Below are 21,638 nucleotides of genomic sequence, written 5' to 3'. Positions count from 1 at the left end.
TAATGATGTTTGATAAAGAGATTGTAAGATACCACCATGGGCACCATGACCATGACGACCATTGCCATGAACATACTCATGGAGATATATGTCACGAACATCCACACGACCATACTCATGACCACGACCACGAACATAATCATGAAGAATCATCAGAGTCTAAAGATGAGAAAACTTTAAAAATACTTTTAGTGCATTGGATAAATCACAATGAGACTCATGAAGAAGGATTTAGAGAGTGGGTAGAAAAGGCCAGAGCTATTGGAAAAGAAGAAACTGCAAAGAGTATTGAAAAAGCTATAGAGTGTATGGAAGAAGCAAATAAAATGTTATTAGAGGCTAAAAAACATATGTAAATATGATTGTTAAAATCGCTTATATATTTTGATATAGGCGATTTTTTATGTTTTATTGATATTTAATTATTGAAATTTCTAATGAGCATGTACTATACTTTAATGAGGAAATTTATTATAGACTGAGTTATTTAATATATCTCCGCCTTTAAAAGTTACTGAAGGCAGTTAAGTATACGTAGTTCAATTTAATAAAAGGAGAGCATTAGTTATGAAAGATGGTCATATACATTCACCTTATTGTCCTCATGGAAGTAAGGATGATTTTGAAAAATATATACAAAGGGCAATTGATGTTGGTCTAACAGAAATGACATTTACAGAGCATTTTCCATATCCAGAGGGATTTAAAGACCCTGCACCCGAAAATGATAGTTGCATGAATCTTGAAAATTTATCAAATTACCTTAATGATGTTAAAAATTTTAAGCAAAAATATGAGGGTAAAATTAAGATAAATGTAGGAGCGGAAGTAGATTTTCTTGAAGGTTATGAAGAAGGCATAAAAAACAATTTAGATAAATATGGTGATGAATTAGAGGATTCTCTATTATCAGTACATATAATTAAAATTGATGGTGATTATTGTTGTGTAGACTATAGTGTAGAAGAGTTTCAAAATCTGATTGATAAGCTTGGAAGCATTGAAGCTGTTTATAATAAATATTATGAAGCATTAATAAAAGCTGTAAATGCTGACTTGGGTACATATAAACCAAAGAGAATAGGTCATTTAAATTTAGTTAGAAAGTTTAATCAAGTATTTCCATATGATTATGAAGGAAATAAAGTTCTTGAAGAATTAATAAAGTTAGTTAAAGAAAAAGGATATGAACTTGACTACAATGTTTCTGGAAACAGAAAAAAATACTGTAAAGAGCCTTATGTAGATGGATACTTATTAGAATTAGCAAAAAAATATGATATTCCATTGGTTTTGGGCTCAGATTCTCACTGTGCAGAAGAAATAAATAATTATGATATAGGCTAAAGATGTATATATTATAATCTTAAAGTTATGATAATTTATATTTTTAAAGTATTTATTTAAAAGACTGTAAGTAGATTTATGTAAAATAAATCTACTTACAGTCTTTTTGTTAAATTAGAAAATATCTATAGATTTGTTCAGTATTAGAGTTTCACAATTAATATTTTTTCGTTGATATTAGCCTACTTTTACTTATCTTAACAATCATAAAGATAATTTTAATGTTTAGAAATATTACTGCATAAGTTTATCATTTTCCATTATTATTGGGTCTAGTAATTCTACATCTCCTTCTGACATCTTTAATCTATTGAACATATAATTTTTCACATCTTTTTTACTTTTGAACTTAGTAACTTGGTAAGGGGATGTAGAACCATATTTTTCTATAAATAAAATATCTTTATCAGTCTTGATACATATACCTGTATGACCTATAAATACATTTTTAGTTTCTGGATAACGAAGAAATCCACTTATAATAGACATATTTTTATTATCTTTAAAAGATATTTTTCTTTTTTTCCATTCTTTTTTTATTTGTTCTGCATTTTTATTTATATCATCTGTGTATTGAGTTGGTATTGCAGAAAAAAAGTTAATAAATTTTTCTACGTCCTTTGAGCTAAATTTTGCATCTCTATTATTCATTATAGTATCTAAATCAATACTTAAATCGATAGAATCTCCAGTAAACTTCTCTTTTGAGTTTATGAAATCTTTAAAAAGTCTAAAAGCTGTTATTCTGCAATTTACATCCATATAGTTAGGAAACTTTTCCATCCAGTTATCTTGTAATTTATCTAAATTATATGGAACCTGCTTTGTGTTAATTGAACTATATCCAGACTTAGATATATTTACATTGTCTTGAAGTATTTTAATTTGAAGTTTGTTGTAGCTCCTAACTGATTTAATAAAAATATCAATATTTTTCTTATCTACTCTATTTTCTTCTAATACATTTTTTACTTGATTTTGTGTCTTTTTATCTATCATGTTTGAGTATACTAATCTGTTATTATCTTTAATAGTTGAATATGCAAAGATTGTAAGCATGCTTGATAACACTAAAACAACTGACAATATTGCTATTAGTAAATTTTTTCTCATCTGTTTTTCTCCTTTATAAATTTATTTTGTCGACATATTTATAGTATATAGTACATTTAATTTTAGCTTCAACATGTTTTTAATTACAAAACTGTTGTAAAAAATATAACTTTATTTAAAACTTTTTTTTAATATATAAAAATATATACTAAATAGGGGTATGTATTTTTTGAATTTTCAACTAATTTATTTGGATATTGATTATATGATTTTATAAGTCAAAAATAAGTAAACTATCAATGAAATATATAGTGAGATTAGTTTTTTGAATGTAGTATTTTTAGTAAATAAGTAGGTTTGAGACATATGATAAATTTTATTTTATTAAAAACAAAGTTTATTAAGTTCAATAAATACAATATTAGAGTAATTAAAAAGTTTAAAAATTTTATTTTTTTAATTCAACTATTCCCCAAAAAGGCAGGTTTTAAGGAAGAGTTAAATTAAAAAGTTTGGTTACATAATAGTAATTTTAGTTACAAGAATGAAACTGTAAAAATTAGATTTTTATTTATATAATTTCACTAAGAACATTTAATTTAGGAGGTAAAATATGAAGTTAAAAAAATTAAAAACTGGTATGGTCATGGCATTGACAATAATAGCTATTGGGACGTCATTGATAAATGTATCAGCTATGGAATTAAACAGGAGTGAAGAATTTGAGATTAAGTACAGTGAAATGAAAAAAGAATTTCAAGAAGAGTATGGAAAGGAAGATGAATTCAAAGTCGTATTAGATGATGAATTTACAAAAGAAGAAGTAAATGGAGCTAAAGGGATTATAAAGACAACTAATAAAATGAATAATGAAGTTGTAGTTTTAAATTATTTTGATGAAATGAAATCAGGAATTGAATTTGAATTAAAACCAAAAGCTGAAAAAAATGCAATTTTAAGAGCTGAGTTTCAACAGGGATATGGAAAGGAAGATAAATTTAAAGTTGTACTAGATGATGAATTCACAAAAGAAGAGGTAAATGGAGCTAAAGGGATTATAAAGACAACAGATAAAGAAACAGGTGAAGTCATTGTATATAATTACTTTGATGAGCTTGAAAAGTAATATTTAAAGTATTTAATAAAAAAAGAACTAAATTTAAAAGTATATAGTATTATGTATAGATTTTAAACTTATAATAATCTGTGCATTTAAATAGCCGAATTGTATCAAAAATATAAAAGAATCAAATATAAAAAGAGTTAAATATAAAAAGAATTGTATCAAAATAAATTTTTAATATAGGGGTGAACTTTACATATTAGAGTTCACCCTTATAAAAAAATATAAAACAACATTTGCCTATATTTAATGTTCAAGTATATTTTTGAATATGTTTATATAGAGTGACTATTTATAGATAGTTGTTATTTACAGGCTATAATCTAGTTTAACTTTAGATATTTACATAGTTTTTTTATTTCTGGTCTTTAGATATTTATATGGCCTTTTTAATTTCTAGTTTTGATTTTAAAATATCAAGGAATTTATAACAATCGTCTGGATAAATTTCTCCCATATTTGCAACTTGGAACATATTATCATCTAGAAATTTACCTTTTCCTGGATATACCACATAACCATTTTCTTCTTCTAGTTCTAATATAAATCTATTTATATCGATTTCTTTAGGAAGAAATACAGACGTAACAGTATTAGACATATACTTATCTGGAAGTAAAAATGTTAGACCTAGTTCTTCCATACCATTTCTTAAAATAGCAGAACATTCTTTATATCTTTCTATCTTACTGTCATCTTCTAAAAATTCAGTTAAAGCTTCATTAAGGGCAAATATTAAAGTGACATTAGGTGTATTTGGTGTTTGAGAAGATAATTTTGCAAGCTTATAATGTTTGTAAAGGCTAAGATACACATTTTTACATTGACTTTCTTTAATATTTTGTAAAACGCTTTCTTTAGCACAAAGGTATGCAGAGCCTGGAAATGCTCCAAGGGCTTTACCACCAACACCTGTTATTATATCTATATTAAACTCATCAACATCAATGTATTCACCAGCAGATGCACTTATTGCATCAACAAAAAATATTTTGTTATATTTTTTTGCAAGTTTTCCTAATTCAGGCACAGGATTTATCATTCCTGAACTAGTCTCATGAAATACCATAGCAATTACTTTTATGTCAGGATTTTCAAGTAAGTACTTTTCTAAAATATCTAAGTCTGGATATTCAGCCCATTTAAAGTCTGGCTTGTAGGTTTTAACACTATAAGCAGATAATATTTCTTCTAGCCTTTCTCCAAATACACCATTACTAACTAATAAAGCAGCATCTTCTTTGTCAAATATAGAAGATAATACACATTCATTTACAGATGTTCCAGAGCCAGATACAACTAGAGAATAATAATCATAAGTTGCATTATATAATTTACTGATTTTTTGCTGTGTATCTTTAAATAAATTCATGAATTCATTTCCTCTATGACATATATCATAGTGAAGAAGTGAATTTCTAACCCTATCTGTAACCATTACTGGCCCAGGACTAAATAGATATGTTTTTTTCATTGTAAATCCCCCTTAAAGTTTAATTTAAATTTTAGAATGACTGTTTATGTGTGTATATTAAAACTTTATGTGTTAATTTAACTAGATTATAGAATATAATTAATGATATTGCAACAATATTTTAATTAAAATACTTTAATAATCAAAAAAAGTAAAAAATACAAAAAATATTGTAATAAATATTGTATAAATCCCCAAAATGATATAGAATATAAATAAGTTAAATAGATTTTATATTCAAAAAATAATAAAAAGTCTATTAATTCTGAAAATAAAGGGGGACGTTTAAAGTGAAATATGTATTAGCAATTGATCAAGGAACAACAGGAACAAGAGCAGTATTAATAAATGAAAAATCAGAGTTTGTTTTTAGTGATTATATGGAACATACTCAAATCTATCCACAATCTGGATACGTCGAACATGACCCTATAGAAATTTGGAATAACACAAAAACTGTAAGTAATAATGTACTACAACAAGCTTTTAAAAGTGGAATAGACGAAAGTGATATAAAGGGAATCGGTATAGATAATCAAGGTGAAACAGTAATGCTATGGGATAAAAATACAGGTATGCCACTATACAATGCAATAGTATGGCAGTGCAGAAGAACCTATGATTATGTTGAAAATTTAAAGAACATACCAGGATTGGAAAATAAGATAATAGATAAAACAGGACTAATCATAGACCCTTATTTTTCAGGGACAAAAATTAAGTGGATAATAGATAATGTAAAAGGTGTAAAAGAAAAAATCAAAAGTGGAGAAGTCCTTGCAGGAACATTAGATAGCTGGTTAATTTGGAAAATGACAGGAGGAAAGTCTTTTTTAACTGATGTTTCTACAGCAGCAAGAACCATGCTTTTTAATATAAGAGATATGGATTGGGATAGAGAATTACTTGATATTATAGGAGTTCCTAGAAGTATTTTAGCAGATATAATGCCTACAAGTGGTGATTTTGGGACCACAGATAAAGAGGCATTTTGTGGTGTATCAATAAAAATTACTGCTTCAATGGTTGACCAGCCAGCAGCTCTATTTGGAAATGGATGCTTTGAGCCAGGTATGGTTAAAAATACTTATGGAACAGGATGTTTCTTATATATGAATATAGGTGAAGAGCTGAATATAGCGGGGAATGGTATATTAACAACTGTTGCCTGGAAAATAGGAAACAAAATTACATATGCTTATGATGGTGGAGTATATATAGCAGGTGCTGCAATACAGTGGCTTAGAGATGGAATTGGAGTTATAAAAAATTACTCAGAAACTGATGATATGGCTAACTCAATACCAAGTACTGGTGGTGTATATTTTGTTCCAGCATTTGCAGGGATTGCAGCGCCTTATTGGGACCAATATGCAAGAGGTACAATGGTTGGTATAACAGGAAGTACTAAAAAAGAACATATAGTAAGAGCTACTCTTGAATCTGTTGCACTTCAGGTTAAAGATGTTGTTGACTCTATGAATTTAGCTTCAGGAAAAGATATAAAAATGCTAAGGGTGGATGGCGGAATTACAAAAAACAATTTTACAATGCAGTTTCAATCCGATATATTAGATATACCAATTGAAATTGCAGAAAATCCTGAGACAACAGTGCTGGGAGTAGGATATATGGCAGGTCTTTCCTGTGGTGTTTGGAATAGCATTGATGAAATTAGAAATGAGTTTACAATAAGCAAAAAATACACTCCAAATATGACCAAACAAAAAAGAGAAGAAATTTTGCTTGGATGGAATCAAGCAGTAAAAAGAGCTATGAATTGGGAAAACGATACCAGAAAGATGTGTGCTAATTAAAGTACAACATAGTATTTACATGTATAGGAGGAATTAAATATGCCCTTTGATAAAGTTATATTATATATAATGGCTGTAGGGGTGCTTTTAGGAGCATTAGATAGGATAATTGGAAATAAATTTGGGCTTGGTGAACAATTTGAAGAAGGCTTTAATTCAATGGGTCCACTAGCTTTAGGGATGGTTGGTATAGTATGTCTAGCTCCAGTTATCTCAAATGTATTAGGCCCTGTAATAATACCGATATTCAATTTATGTGGAGCAGACCCATCTATGTTTGCAACTATATTAGCAAATGATATGGGAGGGTATCCATTAGCGATGGAACTTGCACACAATAAAGAAGCAGGGATGCTTGCAGGATTAGTTGTATCGTCAATGCTTGGATGTACACTTGTATTTTCAATCCCAGTAGGATTAGGTCTTATAGAATATGAAGACAGACCATTTTTTGCAAAAGGGTTATTAATAGGATTAATAACAATACCTTTTGGAGGGATTGTAGGAGGAGTGATAGCAGGATTTAATTTATCAATGGTGATTATAAATATGGTGCCAGTAATAATATTAGCAGTACTATTAGCAATAGGTTTGAAAGTAAATTCAACACTTATGATAAAGGGGTCTTTAGTTTTTGGAAAAATTATATCTATATTGATAACGATAGGATTAGGTGCAGCAGCATTTCAAGAAATAACAGGTATAGTACTTATAAAAGGAATGACACCTATAAGAGAAGGTATTCAAGTAATTGGAAGTATTGCAATAGTATTGTTGGGTACTTTTCCTATACTACATTTATTAGTTAAAGTTTTAAATAAACCACTTACAGCAGTAGGTGGAAAATTAGGTATGGATGCAACAAGTGCAGCAGGATTAGTTTTCACTTTAGCTAATAGTATTCCAGTGTATAAAATGATGAAAGACATGAGCCCAAAAGGAAAAGTAGTAAATACTGCATGGTTAGTCTGTGCAACAGCAGCACTAGGTGATCACCTAGGATTTACAGCAGGAGTAGTTCCAGAGATGATTACACCTGTTGTAATTGGAAAGCTAGTTGGTGGGGTATTGGCGATTGCACTTGCTATGGTAATGACAAAAGATTTAACAGCAGAAGAAGAGCAAAGTAGTAAAATGAAAAAAGATATAGTGACATAGCAAAGGCATAGTATAGTTTAGGTACAAATGGAGCTAAATAAATAATTATTTGGCTCCTTAACTTTAATCAATGATATTTTATAAGGAATTAAAAATCAATAATACAAACTAATTATCAGCGATGACTAAAGGTATTCCTTTTTGAGAAAATTCTATAATTATATCGTGGTCTATACTAGCAGATGTAATAATAGTATCTATATGTTCTATAGGAGCAACTGAAGCAAATGAATTTATTCCAAACTTAGGTGGCTCAACAACTACTATTGACTTTCTAGACCTTTCAATCATTTTTTTTCGAACAAGTGATTCTTCTAAATGATAGTCAGAAATACCATTTTCAAGTGTAATACCTCCAGCACCTAAAATTGCCTTATCAACATTAAATTGTTCAATTGCTGCTAATGTAAGTGGTCCAGAAAAAGAACCTTCAGTTTCTCTAAGATATCCACCAAGTACATATACTTTTATATTAGTATTCATAAGTTCATTTGCAACCAAAATTGAGTTAGTTATTACAGTTAAGTTTTTTTTGTCTTTTAAATTTTTTGCAACTTCAAGGACAGTAGTTCCAGTATCCATGAAAATAGTGTCATTTGTGTTTATAAGTTCACTACATTTAAGAGCAATTTGTTTTTTATCATTTGAATTTATCTTTTTTCTTTTAACATAGTTAAGTTCTACGCTACTTGCTATAACTGGTATAGCACCACCATAAACTCTTTTTAAAAGTCCAATACTTTCCATATGTGCTAAGTCTCTTCGAGCTGTTTCTATTGATATATCAAACATTTGGACTATGTCATTTATTTTAATTATATTATCTGATTCGAGAATACTTAAAATTTTCTCATATCTTTCCTGTGGTAACATGGAAAATCCTCCTTGGATTAATATTATTTTAGTTTTAAGCATAACTTATGATGAATTAAGGATTTATGTCTATATGTTAATGTGTGTATATTTAGTAAATAATATTATAAGCGTTATGCAAGATAATTTTACCATATTTCAAACTTACATTTAAGTAAAAAAGTGAAAATAGATATTTAATGACTTAAAATACCTTAAATTTCATAAATTAATTGACTAAAATATAATTTTATTATATAATTTAATTGCATAGAAATACGGAGAAGTACTCAAGTGGCTCAAGAGGATCCCCTGCTAAGGGATTAGGCTGGGTAACCGGTGCGAGGGTTCGAATCCCTCCTTCTCCGCCAATTATCAAAGGCTATTCTTGTTGAAGGTAGTCTTTTTTGTAATGTCTATTAATAAAAACAACCTAGCAGACATGATTAAAGGAAGGAGGGAATATATGACAACTTTAATTTTCTTTATATTGGGAATAGCATCTTTAGTGGTTGCTTTCGTTATTGATGGGGGACACATTGGAGCATTATTTGTATTCTCATCGGCACTTGTTGTTTTTGGTGGAACTATAGGAGCTGTTGGTGCTTCAACACCATTTCCTGTGTTCAAAAAATCCATAAAGATAATGTTGTTAGCCTTTAAAAATAAAAAGCCTAACAATATACAAAATATAGTTTATTTTAAAGAAATTGCAATCAAAGCCAGAAAAGAAGGTCTTCTTAGTATTGATAAAGAAATAAGCGAAAATGATGAATTGGACCCATTTATTAGAAAAGGTCTTGAACTTATGGTAGACGGCGTTGATGCAGCTACAATAAGAAACATATTAGAATCTCAGATACAGATAACATCAAAAAGACATAAAGAAGGAATAGCAATATTCGATTCAGCAGGAGGGTATGCACCTACACTGGGAATCATAGGTACAGTTATGGGATTAGTACATATTTTAGGAAACCTTTCGAGTAATCCAGATGCACTTGGACCTCAGATATCTGTAGCGTTTTTAGCTACTTTATATGGTGTTGGTTCCGCCAATTTAATTTGGTTACCAATAGCATCAAAGCTTAAAGCTATAAATCAACAAGAAACTAATGAAAGACTTTTAGTAATAGAAGCGATACTATCTATACTTGAGGGCGATAATTCTAATTTAATGACAGAAAAATTAAAGATATTTTTAAATTCAAAAGAATTAATTGAACTTGGAGAAGCTGATGGTAGAGTTGAATAATATAAAAGGATGGAATATTTATGTTACATGATGAAGACGAAAAAGAAGAAAATAATGAGCGATGGCTTTTAACTTATTCCGACCTCATAACATTACTTATGATTTTCTTTGTCATAATGTATTCTATGAGTAATGTCGATGCAGAGAAATATAAACAATTATCTCAATCTTTAAGTTCTGCATTTGGTGGTTCTTCTGGAGTTATTGAAGGTGGACAAAGTAAAATAGAACCAGTAGTTGATCCAAACAATAATAATCTAGATAGTTTACAAAATCCTGAGTTTAAAGAAGTTGCTGAAAATATTCAAAATTATTTAAATGAAAGTGGATTGGCAAATTCGGTATCATTAAAAGCTCAAGATAGAGGACTAGTAATAAGTCTTAAAGATACTATCTTATTTGATACGGGAAAAGCTGTTATAATAAATGATTCTAGAGATAAGATTATTCAAATAGGTAAGATGTTAAATGAAATGAATAGTTATATAAGAGTAGAAGGTCATACAGATAACCTATCTATAAAAAATTCTGAATTTAAATCTAATTGGGATTTATCAGTCATGAGAGCAACCAATGTTGTCCAACTTCTTATTGATAGTTCAGGTATTGCACCAAATAAGTTGTCTGCTGTAGGATATGGTGAATTCAGACCAATAGCTGATAATTCATCTCCAGATGGCAGATCAAAAAACAGAAGAGTTGATATAGTCTTGGTTGATAGTAAGTTTGATGATGTAGAAAATGTTGGAGAAAATAAATAGTTAAATAAGCTATCTCAATACAGAATTATTTCTAATAAGGGATAGCTTTTTTATGCGAAAATTAAAAATAGATGGTTAGTAAGTTACCTTTTTGTGAGAATATATGGTATCTTAAATATATAATATTTAAATTATGAAAGGACTCAATTTTAAAATTGATATCAAAGGTGAGTAAATAAATGGGTAATAAGAATAAAAATACAAAATATAAAGATAAAACAAGGGCAAGGTATAATAAAAAGGTTGAAACTTTAAATAAAGAGAAGTTAAAAGAATCTAATAAACAACATAAAAAAGAAGACAAGATTACTGCTATTATTAATAAATCTAGTATTGTATTATGTGTTCTTTTAGTAATATTTTCTTTACTTTATCTGTTTAAGTTAGTTCAGCTTAATATAATAATGACACTTTTAGTAATTACAGTGGCTATTCAACAAGGTTTGGTATCATTTGGTGCATTTAGAGAGAAGAATTATGCTAAAGGTATATTTTCAATATTTGTAATCATTTGTTTTCTAGTTGCTTTTAAATATACTGTTAGTCCTATTTAAATATATCAGTAAATATTTTATAATTAATATAAGTAATTAAGTTACGGTTTTAATGCTATAATAAATCTTATACATTTGAAGGAGTCGATTTTATGAATAGGAGTGGATTTGTAAAATTAATTATCACATCAATGATTGTTTTATTACTTACAGGGTGTGATTTGAAAAAGGAAGAGAGCTATAAACTAGATCCAGAAAATCCGACATCAATAGAAATTTGGCATTATTATAATGGACAGCAAAAAATGGCGTTTGATAAGCTAGTTAAGGAATTTAATGACACTGTAGGTGCTGAAAAAGGAATTATTGTTGAAGCGTTTAGTCAGGGAAATGTAGTTGATTTATCTGAAAAGGTGTTAGATTCTGCTAATAAAAAGGTTGGTTCTGAAGAGGTCCCAAATGTTTTTGCAGCATACTCAGATACTGCATATGAAATGGATAAATTAGAACTATTAGTAGATATTGGCAAGTACATAAGTAAAGATGAATTAAATGAGTATATAGAAGAATATGTAGATGAGGGTAGACTAAATTCTGATAACAAATTTAAGCTTTTTCCGATTGCAAAGTCTACTGAGATTTTGATGTTAAACAAGACAGATTGGGATAAGTTTGCCAAAGCAACAAATTCAAATATAAATGATATACAAACAATTGAAGGATTAGTAGAGACATCAAAGAAATACTATGAATGGACAGATAGTTTAACAAAAGAGCCTAATGATGGTAAAGCATTTTTTGGAAGAGATGCTCTAGCAAATTATATTATTATAGGAAGTAAGCAGTTAGGAGTAGAAATTTTTTCAGTGAAAGATGGAAAAGTTACACTAAATCTTGATGAAAAGGTTATGAAAAAATTATGGGATAATTTTTATGTCCCATATATAAATGGATATTTTGCATCTTATGGTAAATTCCGTTCTGATGATGCAAAAACAGGAGATATACTAGCTCTTGTTGGGTCTAGCTCAGGAGCATCATATTTTCCAGATGAAGTAATGTTAAATGATAATGAGAGTTATAAAATTGAGACGTCTGTATTTCAAGCTCCACGTTTTAAAGATAAAGAAAAATATGCTGTACAACAAGGGGCAGGAATGGCTGTAACAAAATCTACTAAAGAAGAAGAATATGCATCAGTAGAATTTTTAAAATGGTTTACAGATAAAGGGTCTAATATAAAATTCTCTATTGCTTCTGGATACTTACCAGTAAAGAAAAAAACCAATGATTTGAATGTTATAAAGGATGTCATGAATAAAGATGATTTAAAGGTATCAAGTAAAGTTGAAAGTTCAATTGTTTCATCTATTGAACAAATTAATAGTTGTAAGTTGTACACTAATAAAGCATTTGATGGTGGGACAAAAGCTAGACAAATCCTTGAGTATTCAATGATTGATAAGGCCAAAGAAGATTTAAAGAAAATAAATGAATTAATAAAAAATGGAACCTCTAAAGAGAATGCAGTAGCACAATTTAATAATGATGAAAATTTTTCAGAATGGTTTTTGAATTTTAAGACTGAGCTTGAAAATGCTGTAAAAGAGTAGGTGAATTGGCAACGTGTACCAAAATGCACAAAGGTATGGGTGGAATAAATATGGAAAATAATCTAAAAAAGAATAACTCAATAATGAAAAAGATGATATTTCCTCTAATTATTGTTATGCTAATTCAAACAAGTTTATTTTGTGCCACAATTTTATGGGGAGGAACTATTAAAAAACTAAATGACAATTCATTTGACATTTTAAATGAAAGAGTAATTAATCGTAAAAATTATATACAAAATGAGATGTTACAAAGATGGTCAAAGACAAGCGAGACAGAACTAGCTATTAACTCATCTGTAAAAAAGGTTTTAGATGAAAATAATGCCTCAATTAAAGATGTGGGTATCAACGAAGAAATTAATAAAGAAATTATAAAAAATATATCAAAAGATTTAATATATCTTTTGAGAAAAAATTCTGTTACAGGTTCTTTCATAATTTTAAATAACAAAGATATTGAAGATGATTCAATAAATAGTAAAGATGAAATAAGTAGGACAGGATTGTATATAAGAGATTTAGACCCTAAATTTAATCCCAATGATAATTCTGATTTACTAATTGAAAGAGGCTCTTCAGAGATAGCAAGAAATTTTGGAATATCTATGGATAGTTATTGGGCTCCAAAGTTTTCCTTTAAAAGTGAAAATGAGCGAAAAGGAGATAATTTCTTTTATAAACCATTTAGAGCTGCAATTGATAATCCAAATACATCAAGTTCTAATTTAGGATATTGGGGAAGTCAGTTCTTATTAACAAGTGCAGGAGATAGAGTTATAACATATTCAGTTCCTCTTATTTATGAAGATGGAACTGTATATGGAGTACTTGGAATAGATTTAGGTATAAATTATTTAAGAGAGTTACTTCCATATGGGGAGATAAATGAGAATAAAAAAGGTAATTATATTTTAGGTGTAGATAGAAATGATGATTTGGCATTTGAAAATGTTGTTTCAAATGGGTATACATTTAAAGAAAAATTTTGGGATGGTTTACATTCCAACCTTGAGCAAAAAGAATCTTATAAAAATGTATATAAAGTCAAAAATGAAGATGATGGTAAAATTAAAGAAAGTACTTATGCTAGTGTACAATATTTAGATTTATACAATTCCAATACTCCATTTGAAAATGAGCGTTGGGCTCTTTTGGGAATTATTGAAGAAAAAAGTTTATTGTGTTTTTCAAAAAGAGTGGAAACCTTGGTAATAGTGTCTGTTGCAGTTTCCTTAGTGATAGGGCTTATAGGTATTTATATTGCTTCAAGATTGTTTACAAAACCAATTGTTCTTTTGGTTAATAAAGTTAGAAATAGTAATCCATCAAAACCAGTAAATCTTGATAAAATAAACATATCTGAAATAGATGAATTATCTTCAGCTATAGAGCTACTTAGTGCAAATGTTGCAGATTCCTCATCAAAATTATCACAAATTATTGAAATGGCAGATATGCCAATTGGAGCTTTTGAATTATATAAAAATGGAGATAATGTTTTTTGCACAAAAGGATTTTTTAGTATATTTGCTACGGAAGATGAATTTCAAGAATATGGATATATATCGAAAAGTAAATTTTTAAAAAAAATGAAGGAAATGGATACATATTTACAGAAAAATTATAAGACAGAAAATATATACATATATAAATTTGAGTCTAAAGATAAAAAGTCTAAGTGGATAAGATTAAATCTTGTTGAAGACGATTTAAAGATATTAGGTGTTGTTGTTGATGTTACAAAAGAGTTTATTGAGAAAATGAAAATTGAGTATGAAAGAGATTTTGATATTTTAACAAATCTTCTAAACAGGAGAGCTTTTTATTCACAAGTACGAGAAAAATTTGAAAACAAAGAAGAGCTTAAAATAGCTGCATTTATAATGTGGGATTTAGATAATTTAAAATATATTAATGACACCTATGGCCATGATGCTGGTGATGAATATATTAGATGTGCAGCAGATATACTTAAAAAGTTTATATCATGGAATGGCATAGTTTCTAGACTTTCAGGGGATGAGTTTTATGTATTCATATATGGGTATGAAAGTAAAGATAGTATAAGAACTATTATTAACTCTGTTAAGACACAGATGAATAATACCTTATTAAAGCTTCATGATGGAACAGAATTTAAAATAAGAGCATCAGCAGGAATTTCTTGGTATCCTAGCGATTCAACTAACTATGATGAACTAATGAAATATGCAGATTTTGCTATGTATCAAATTAAAAATACAATTAAAGGCGAAGTAAGTGAATTTGATATTAATATATATAATAAAGATTCATTCTTGTTGCATAATAGAGAAGAGTTAAATAAATTAATTGATGGTCAATTGGTTGAATATGCATTTCAGCCTATTGTGGATTGTAAAGGTGAAGTATTTGCATATGAAGCACTTATGAGACCAAAAATGGAAACTTTTAGTTCTCCAATGGATGTTATTAGATTAGCTCGTTCACAGTCTAAATTATATCAAATCGAACGTATCACATGGTTCAAAGCACTTAAATCTTTTAAGAGATATAGGGAAAAATTTGGAGTGTGTAAATTATTCTTAAACTCTATACCAAATAATAATTTATCAAAAGTTGATTTTGAAGAAATAGAAGATTTATATGGTAATTATCTAAATAGGGTAGTGTTAGAAATAACAGAGAATGATAAGATTAGTGAAGATTTTATTGATAAAAAGAAAGTATATATAAATAATTGGAATATAGAAATCGCTTTAGATGATTTTGGAACAGGTTACAATGGTGATGCTGTATTATTGTATATAATGCCAAATTATGTGAAGATTGATATGTCTATTGTAAGAGGTATTGACAAAGATGAAGACAGGAAAAAAATACTAAAAAATCTTATTTCATATTCTAAAGAAAGAAACATTAAAGTTATAGCAGAAGGTGTAGAAACCAAAAGTGAAATGGAGGCATTAGTAGCCATTGGAATAGATTATATTCAAGGATATTACGTTGGTAAACCAGAATTTGTTCCTCAAGATATAAGTGATAAAATTAAACAGGAACTCAAGATATGTTATGAAAATAGAGATGATATAGTTTAATAGAAGAAAAATTAAATGTATTTTAAGGATACTTTTAGTTTATAATTAAAAAAGAAAATAAGATGATTATAAATTAAGGTGGTGGATGTAATAATCACAACAAATATAGATATAAGACAGTTAAATGAAAATCAACTAGAAGCAGTTGAACATATAGATGGGCCTTGCATGATACTTGCAGGGCCTGGTTCAGGTAAGACTAGGGTAATTACATATAGAATAGCTAATATGGTAGTAAACAAAAATATAGCACCAGCAAGAATATTGGCAATAAGTTTTACCAAAGCATCCTCAGTAGAAATGAAAAATAGAGCATTGAGTTTAAGTGATGATATAAGACTCAATAAAGTAACATATGGTACTTTTCATTCTGTATTTTTCAAGATTTTGAGGTATTTTGAAAGATACAATTTAGATAGCATATTTGATGAAAAGTCAAAGAGGATAACAATAAAGGCAATATTAAAAAGTCTAAATATAGAAAATGCAGATGATGATGAAAATATAGGACAAGTTATAAATGAAATATCTTATGTAAAAAATGAACTTATGGATAAGAATGAATTTAGTTCAGAAGTGTTGACAAAAGATGAGTTTTTAAAAGTATATAATTTATATGAAGAGCAAAAATCAAAAGTTAATAAGATTGATTTTGATGATATGCTTATAAAGACTTATTATTTGCTTTTGAATAATAAATCAGCCTTAGAAATGGTTAGAAATGTATATAAATATATATTGATAGATGAATTCCAAGATATAAATAAAGTGCAATTTGAGGTTTTAAAGTTAATTTGTAATCCATTAAACAATATATTTGCGGTTGGAGATGAGGACCAAAGTATATATGGTTTTAGAGGAGCTAGACCAGATTTTTTGCTTGAATTTGAAAAATATTTTAATAATACTAAAAAAATAGTGCTGGATGTAAATTATAGGTCTAAAAGTGAAATAGTAAATACTGCAAACAGGCTTATAGAAAAAAATAGAAATAGATATGAAAAAGTTATTAAATGTAGTCAAGGCAAGGGAGGTATTGTGAGTTATATTTCTCCATATGATTCAGAGGAAGAAGCTTTACATATTGCCAAGGAAATAATTGACGAAATAAAAAAGGATTATGTAGAGTATTCAGATTTTGCAGTAATTTATAGAACTAATATACAATCAAGAGCCTTAGTAGATGTATTTATGGATATGAGAATTCCATTTGTAGTAAAAGACTCAGTAATTACAATATATGACCACTGGGCAAGTCAGGATATACTAGCATATTTAAGAATAGGTATTAATCCAAAATCAAATAAAGATTGGTTAAGAATTATAAATAAGCCATTTAGATATATATCTAAAGATAGTGTAAATATGGTTAAAGATGAAAAAGATTTTGTAACAGCACTAATAAACAAATGTAACCTTCATCCCAAACAAGTCAAAACAATAACAGATTTGGAGATAGACTTGAGTTATTTGAATACTTTAAATCCTAAAAACGCAATATCTTATATTAGAACTAGTCTTGATTATGATAGATATGTTCTGGATTACTGTAGCAATAGAAAGATAAAGACTAATGGGCTTGTAGAGATATTAAATGAGCTTGAGAGTTCTGCTACAAATTTTAACACAGTGACAGAGTTTTTAGAACATATTGAGAGAGTAAAGACAGAGTTAATGGAAAATAACAAGAATAAACAGACTGATGGTGTTATATTTACAACTATGCATAGTGCAAAAGGATTAGAATTTAGGAATGTCTATATTATAGGTGCAAATGAAGGAACAATACCTCATGAAAAATCATATGATATTTGTAAGGAAGAAAAAAAAGAGGAACAATTAGAAGAAGAAAGAAGACTTATGTATGTAGCTATTACAAGAGCTGAAGAAAAATTATGTATAAGTTCTACTTTAAGTAAATATGGTAAAAAAGTTGATAAATCACTGTTTATCGATGATATAAAATCTCCAACTAAAAAAGAAATTGATAGTATTGGTGTTGGTGATAAAGTATACCATAAAAAATTTCACGAAGGCGAAATAATCAAAAAAGATGGAATCATGTTTACTATAAAGTTTAAAGATAGAGAGCGAACTTTAGATTTGAAAACGTGTTTATTGAAGAATATAATCCATACTATTTAACTTAGTATATAAAATTTAGTAAGGATAAGATATATCATTTATAAGTATTTAAGCAATGGAAATGAAGCAGAAAAATATTATTTATAAGTATTTAAGCAATGGAAATAAACAGAAAGATATTATTTATAAATATATGGATAATATCAATAAGCATGTAAGACAATATCTAAATTTTAGAAAATAAAATTATTAAAAAAATAAAAAACTTATTGACAAAAATATTAGAAGGAAGTACAATTGTATTAACAATTTAAGGAAACAAATCCAGTGATAGAGAAAGTAGCATATACGGATTTACAGCGAGTTAGGGGTTGGTGTAAGCCTAGCAATGAAGTCTATGTGAAGAGAGCTCTGGAGGAAATTATCAGAAGTTTTAGTTAGTATGATAATTGGTTTGCCCGCCTTAAGGGATTGAGAGGATAAGTACTTACTTATCAAAAAGAGTGGTAACGCGGATATAATTCGTCTCTTAGCTGTAAAGCTAAGGGACTTTTTTGATTTTAAAATTAAAATATCCCTGTAGCTATAAAAGCTAAAATTCACAAATTTTGAAGGTTGTATAAGTATTTATCAATAAGAGTGGTAACGCGGTAAAGTCGTCTCTTAGTCATTAAAGACTGAGGGACTTTTTTTGTAACTCGAAACATTAAAGTATTAAAAATTTGAGGGAAAATTATAATTAAAAGAGAGGGGTAGTTAAAATGAAAGTATTTAAAAAATTATTAAGTTTAGGATTAGTATTAGGATTAACATTATCACTAGTAGGATGTAGTGGTGGAGAAGAAAAAACAAAATTAGAGCAAATAAAAGAAAGTGGAAAATTGGTTGTAGGTACTAGTGCAGAATTCCCACCATTTGAATTTCATAAAGTAGTAGATGGTAAAGATTCAATAAAAGGATTCGATGTAATGTTGGCTGAAGAATTTGCAAAGGAACTTGGTGTAAAGGTTGAAATTAAAGATATGTCATTTGATGGATTAATAGGTGCTTTAAATGCAGACCAAGTTGATATCGTTCTTGCAGGTATGTCTCCAACACCAGAAAGAGAAAAGAGTGTTGATTTCTCAGAATTATATTATTTAAGTAGAAATGCAGTTATAGTGAAAGATGCAGATATAGACAAAGTAAAAACTGAAGACGATTTGAAAAAACTTAGAGTAGGAGTACAGGCAGGAAGTATTCAAGAAGAATATGTAGTTAATACTCTAAAAATGACAACTACAAAATCTTTAAAAGCAGTACCTGACTTAATTACAGAATTAAAAAATGGAAACATAGATGCAGTTGTTGTTAATGAAGCAGTTTCTTTAATCAATGTTAAGAAATATGATGGAATAAAAATGGCAAACACTGAAGTTGGTAAAGATGTAACAGAAGGTATGGCAGCAGCAATCAAAAAAGCTGATAATAATAAAGAATTTATAGAATTATTAAATAAAAAGATAAAAGAATTACAAGATGGTAAAAAAATAGAAGAATTTTTAAATGAAGCATCTACTGAAGCTGCTTCAAATTAGTAAGAAAGTTATGTGGGAGATGAAATTATGAGTTTAGATTTTAGTTTTTTAAGTAAATTTGGGACTTCTTTTTTGGAAGGAACAGGTGTGACAGTAGCAATTTCTCTTGTAGCATTATTCTTTGGGTTTATGATAGGTATAGTTATATGTATGGCAAGAATATCAAAGAATAAAGTATTGAGAGCAATATCATCAATATATATTGAAATTTTAAGAGGGACACCATTATTAGTACAGATATATATAGTATGGTTTGGATTACCTCAGTTAGGAATAAGATTCCCTATGTTATTTGGTATACCAAGTGAATTTATAGCTAGTGCATTTGCATTGTCAGTAAACTCTGGTGCATATGTAGCAGAGATACTTAGATCAGGTATACAATCAGTTGATAATGGGCAAATGGAAGCAAGTAGATCATTAGGATTGAATTATTGGGCAACTATGAGATATATAATAATACCTCAAGCTATAAAAAATATACTACCTTCATTAGCAAATGAATTTATTACACTTGTAAAAGAATCTTCAATAATATCTGTAATAGGAGTTGTTGAGATAATGCGTACTGCTGATATAGTAAAAAATGCAGCATTTAAAGCACTAGAACCATTAATAGTAGCAGCAGCAATTTACTTTGTTATAACATTTACTCTATCAAGATTAGTTGGATTATTAGAAAAGAAACTATCTGTGTCTAATTAGATGAGAGAATATTTGGCATTTAGAGAAAACATAGAATAGTATAAAAGGAAAGTGATAATATGATTACAATAAAAAATTTAAGTAAATCTTTTGGAGATTTAAATGTATTAAAAAATATAAACTTAGAAATCGCTAAAGGCGAAATAATGGTTATAGTAGGTCCAAGTGGTTCTGGTAAAAGTACACTTCTTAGATGTATGAATCTATTAGAAATACCTACAGGTGGAGATATAATATTTGAAGGAAAAAATTTAGTTGATAAAAAAACTAATATTGATGAAGTTAGACAGAATATAGGTATGGTGTTCCAGAACTTTAATTTATTCCCACATAAGACTATTTTAGATAATATAACATTGGCACCAATTAAATTAAAAAAAATGACTAAGGAAGAAGCAGAAAAGAAAGCAGAAGTTTTATTAAGTAGAGTTGGTCTTTTAGATAAAAAAGATTCATATCCATCACAATTATCTGGAGGGCAAAAGCAAAGAATAGCAATAGCACGAGCTCTTGCTATGGAACCAGATATGATGTTATTTGATGAGCCAACATCTGCTCTTGACCCAGAAATGGTAAATGAAGTTTTGGATGTTATAAAAGAGCTTGCTAAAGAAGGAATGACAATGGTAATTGTAACTCATGAAATGGGATTTGCAAAAGAAGTTGCAGACAGAGTTATTTTTATAGATGGAGGAAGTGTTCTTGAGGATAATACTCCAGAAGAAGTCTTTGGAAATCCAAAACATGAGAGAACAAAATCATTCTTAGCAAAAGTGTTATAATATATAAAAAAAGGATGTATTGATATTAGAAATTCAATACATCCTTTTTTAGTGATAATTAATATAATTTTTAAAATTAAAATTATACTGATATTAACTTTATTTTAACTTGATATTATATTTTTGCAGAAAAAAAAAGAGCTCGGGGTAAGCTCTTTTTTTCCATCGAATTAGTTTCCGATATTAATTCGATTTTTAATAAATATAAAATATATCCTTATGAAAGGGTATTGGGAATAGATATATTAACTAACTAGGGTTACCAGGGGGATAACCTTAATTTATTATAACAAAATGCGACACAAAAATCAATATTTTTTTTGATATAAATTGTAAAAGTTATTTTTATAACAAGTAAGCTTATAAAAATAGACTTTATAGCAAAAATAAGTATATGTATAATATAATATATTTATTTTATATAATATATTATTTTATCATATATTGTATGTTATCACGTAT

At 28.2% G+C, this 21,638-nt stretch carries 17 protein-coding genes, 1 tRNA gene and 1 other annotated feature; of the genes, 15 read left to right on the top strand and 3 right to left on the bottom strand.

Annotated features, from left to right (window positions below):
- Positions 1-2 precede the first annotated feature (2 nt).
- Positions 3-356: a zinc transporter gene (locus tag KGF46_RS10955; RefSeq protein ID WP_227842781.1), complete on the top strand. Its 354-nt coding sequence runs from the start codon at positions 3-5 to the stop codon at positions 354-356.
- 211 nt (positions 357-567) lie between these two features.
- Positions 568-1,347: a histidinol-phosphatase HisJ gene (gene hisJ / locus KGF46_RS10950; RefSeq protein ID WP_227829482.1), complete on the top strand. Its 780-nt coding sequence runs from the start codon at positions 568-570 to the stop codon at positions 1,345-1,347.
- A gap of 234 nt (positions 1,348-1,581) precedes the next feature.
- Here hisJ and KGF46_RS10945 read toward each other — a convergent pair whose 3' ends face one another.
- Positions 1,582-2,460, bottom strand: coding sequence for a DUF4300 family protein (locus tag KGF46_RS10945; protein WP_227829483.1), 879 nt, complete (start codon positions 2,458-2,460; stop codon positions 1,582-1,584).
- A gap of 553 nt (positions 2,461-3,013) precedes the next feature.
- Between KGF46_RS10945 and KGF46_RS10940 the strand changes: the two genes are divergently transcribed.
- A complete protein-coding gene (locus KGF46_RS10940; protein WP_227829484.1) occupies positions 3,014-3,526 on the top strand; it encodes a hypothetical protein in 513 nt (170 codons plus the stop codon).
- A 373-nt stretch (positions 3,527-3,899) separates the two neighbouring features.
- Here the strand turns inward: KGF46_RS10940 and KGF46_RS10935 are convergent, their stop codons facing one another.
- Positions 3,900-4,997, bottom strand: coding sequence for a pyridoxal-phosphate-dependent aminotransferase family protein (locus KGF46_RS10935; RefSeq protein WP_227829485.1), 1,098 nt, complete (start codon positions 4,995-4,997; stop codon positions 3,900-3,902).
- A 290-nt stretch (positions 4,998-5,287) separates the two neighbouring features.
- Here KGF46_RS10935 and glpK point away from each other — a divergent pair, with 290 nt between their 5' ends.
- Together glpK and KGF46_RS10925 are read left to right on the top strand one after the other, a co-directional pair.
- Positions 5,288-6,814: a glycerol kinase GlpK gene (gene glpK, locus KGF46_RS10930; RefSeq protein ID WP_227854705.1), complete on the top strand. Its 1,527-nt coding sequence runs from the start codon at positions 5,288-5,290 to the stop codon at positions 6,812-6,814.
- Between the two features lie 39 nt (positions 6,815-6,853).
- A complete protein-coding gene (locus KGF46_RS10925; RefSeq protein WP_227829487.1) occupies positions 6,854-7,972 on the top strand; it encodes an ethanolamine utilization protein EutH in 1,119 nt (372 codons plus the stop codon).
- A gap of 108 nt (positions 7,973-8,080) precedes the next feature.
- On the opposite strand, the gene KGF46_RS10920 is transcribed toward KGF46_RS10925, so the two are convergent.
- Positions 8,081-8,845: a DeoR/GlpR family DNA-binding transcription regulator gene (locus KGF46_RS10920; protein WP_227829488.1), complete on the bottom strand. Its 765-nt coding sequence runs from the start codon at positions 8,843-8,845 to the stop codon at positions 8,081-8,083.
- A gap of 259 nt (positions 8,846-9,104) precedes the next feature.
- Between KGF46_RS10920 and KGF46_RS10915 the strand changes: the two genes are divergently transcribed.
- The 10 genes from KGF46_RS10915 (at position 9,105) to KGF46_RS10870 (ending at position 21,176) form a co-directional block, all read left to right on the top strand.
- Positions 9,105-9,195 (top strand) — tRNA-Ser (locus tag KGF46_RS10915).
- 95 nt (positions 9,196-9,290) lie between these two features.
- The gene (locus KGF46_RS10910) at positions 9,291-10,079 is read left to right on the top strand and encodes a flagellar motor protein (protein WP_227861974.1); all 789 of its coding nucleotides are present in this window, start codon (positions 9,291-9,293) and stop codon (positions 10,077-10,079) included.
- Positions 10,080-10,099: 20 nt separating this feature from the next.
- Positions 10,100-10,840 carry a flagellar motor protein MotB gene (locus tag KGF46_RS10905; protein ID WP_227842783.1) on the top strand — a complete coding sequence of 247 codons (741 nt, stop codon included), beginning with the start codon at positions 10,100-10,102 and terminating at the stop codon, positions 10,838-10,840.
- 179 nt (positions 10,841-11,019) lie between these two features.
- Complete coding sequence (locus KGF46_RS10900) at positions 11,020-11,394, top strand: hypothetical protein (protein ID WP_227829491.1); 375 nt, start codon at positions 11,020-11,022, stop codon at positions 11,392-11,394.
- Positions 11,395-11,486: 92 nt separating this feature from the next.
- A complete protein-coding gene (locus KGF46_RS10895; RefSeq protein WP_227861973.1) occupies positions 11,487-12,947 on the top strand; it encodes an extracellular solute-binding protein in 1,461 nt (486 codons plus the stop codon).
- Between the two features lie 50 nt (positions 12,948-12,997).
- A complete protein-coding gene (locus KGF46_RS10890; RefSeq protein WP_227854706.1) occupies positions 12,998-16,027 on the top strand; it encodes an EAL domain-containing protein in 3,030 nt (1,009 codons plus the stop codon).
- A gap of 78 nt (positions 16,028-16,105) precedes the next feature.
- Positions 16,106-18,172, top strand: coding sequence for an ATP-dependent helicase (locus tag KGF46_RS10885; RefSeq protein ID WP_227861972.1), 2,067 nt, complete (start codon positions 16,106-16,108; stop codon positions 18,170-18,172).
- A gap of 258 nt (positions 18,173-18,430) precedes the next feature.
- Positions 18,431-18,645 (top strand) — a binding site (T-box leader).
- A gap of 228 nt (positions 18,646-18,873) precedes the next feature.
- Positions 18,874-19,689 carry a transporter substrate-binding domain-containing protein gene (locus KGF46_RS10880; RefSeq protein WP_227829495.1) on the top strand — a complete coding sequence of 272 codons (816 nt, stop codon included), beginning with the start codon at positions 18,874-18,876 and terminating at the stop codon, positions 19,687-19,689.
- A 27-nt stretch (positions 19,690-19,716) separates the two neighbouring features.
- The gene (locus tag KGF46_RS10875; RefSeq protein ID WP_227829496.1) at positions 19,717-20,394 is read left to right on the top strand and encodes an amino acid ABC transporter permease; all 678 of its coding nucleotides are present in this window, start codon (positions 19,717-19,719) and stop codon (positions 20,392-20,394) included.
- Positions 20,395-20,453: 59 nt separating this feature from the next.
- Positions 20,454-21,176: an amino acid ABC transporter ATP-binding protein gene (locus KGF46_RS10870; protein ID WP_227854708.1), complete on the top strand. Its 723-nt coding sequence runs from the start codon at positions 20,454-20,456 to the stop codon at positions 21,174-21,176.
- The last annotated feature ends 462 nt before the right edge of the window (positions 21,177-21,638 follow it).

It is taken from the genome of Clostridioides sp. ZZV14-6153, from assembly GCF_020657855.1.
GTDB lineage: Bacteria > Bacillota > Clostridia > Peptostreptococcales > Peptostreptococcaceae > Clostridioides.
The sequence above is the reverse complement of the archived record's forward strand: the minus strand, read 5'-3'. Positions and strand labels throughout refer to the sequence as shown.

Coding starts and splice junctions, on each gene's coding strand:
- KGF46_RS10900 (WP_227829491.1), top strand. CDS start 11,020: ATGGGTAATAAGAATAAAAATACAAAATATAAAGATAAAACAAGGGCA.
- KGF46_RS10895 (WP_227861973.1), top strand. CDS start 11,487: ATGAATAGGAGTGGATTTGTAAAATTAATTATCACATCAATGATTGTT.
- KGF46_RS10890 (WP_227854706.1), top strand. CDS start 12,998: ATGGAAAATAATCTAAAAAAGAATAACTCAATAATGAAAAAGATGATA.
- KGF46_RS10920 (WP_227829488.1), bottom strand. CDS start 8,845: ATGTTACCACAGGAAAGATATGAGAAAATTTTAAGTATTCTCGAATCA.
- hisJ (WP_227829482.1), top strand. CDS start 568: ATGAAAGATGGTCATATACATTCACCTTATTGTCCTCATGGAAGTAAG.
- KGF46_RS10955 (WP_227842781.1), top strand. CDS start 3: ATGATGTTTGATAAAGAGATTGTAAGATACCACCATGGGCACCATGAC.
- KGF46_RS10935 (WP_227829485.1), bottom strand. CDS start 4,997: ATGAAAAAAACATATCTATTTAGTCCTGGGCCAGTAATGGTTACAGAT.
- KGF46_RS10945 (WP_227829483.1), bottom strand. CDS start 2,460: ATGAGAAAAAATTTACTAATAGCAATATTGTCAGTTGTTTTAGTGTTA.
- KGF46_RS10940 (WP_227829484.1), top strand. CDS start 3,014: ATGAAGTTAAAAAAATTAAAAACTGGTATGGTCATGGCATTGACAATA.
- KGF46_RS10875 (WP_227829496.1), top strand. CDS start 19,717: ATGAGTTTAGATTTTAGTTTTTTAAGTAAATTTGGGACTTCTTTTTTG.
- KGF46_RS10870 (WP_227854708.1), top strand. CDS start 20,454: ATGATTACAATAAAAAATTTAAGTAAATCTTTTGGAGATTTAAATGTA.
- KGF46_RS10910 (WP_227861974.1), top strand. CDS start 9,291: ATGACAACTTTAATTTTCTTTATATTGGGAATAGCATCTTTAGTGGTT.
- KGF46_RS10880 (WP_227829495.1), top strand. CDS start 18,874: ATGAAAGTATTTAAAAAATTATTAAGTTTAGGATTAGTATTAGGATTA.
- KGF46_RS10905 (WP_227842783.1), top strand. CDS start 10,100: ATGTTACATGATGAAGACGAAAAAGAAGAAAATAATGAGCGATGGCTT.
- KGF46_RS10925 (WP_227829487.1), top strand. CDS start 6,854: ATGCCCTTTGATAAAGTTATATTATATATAATGGCTGTAGGGGTGCTT.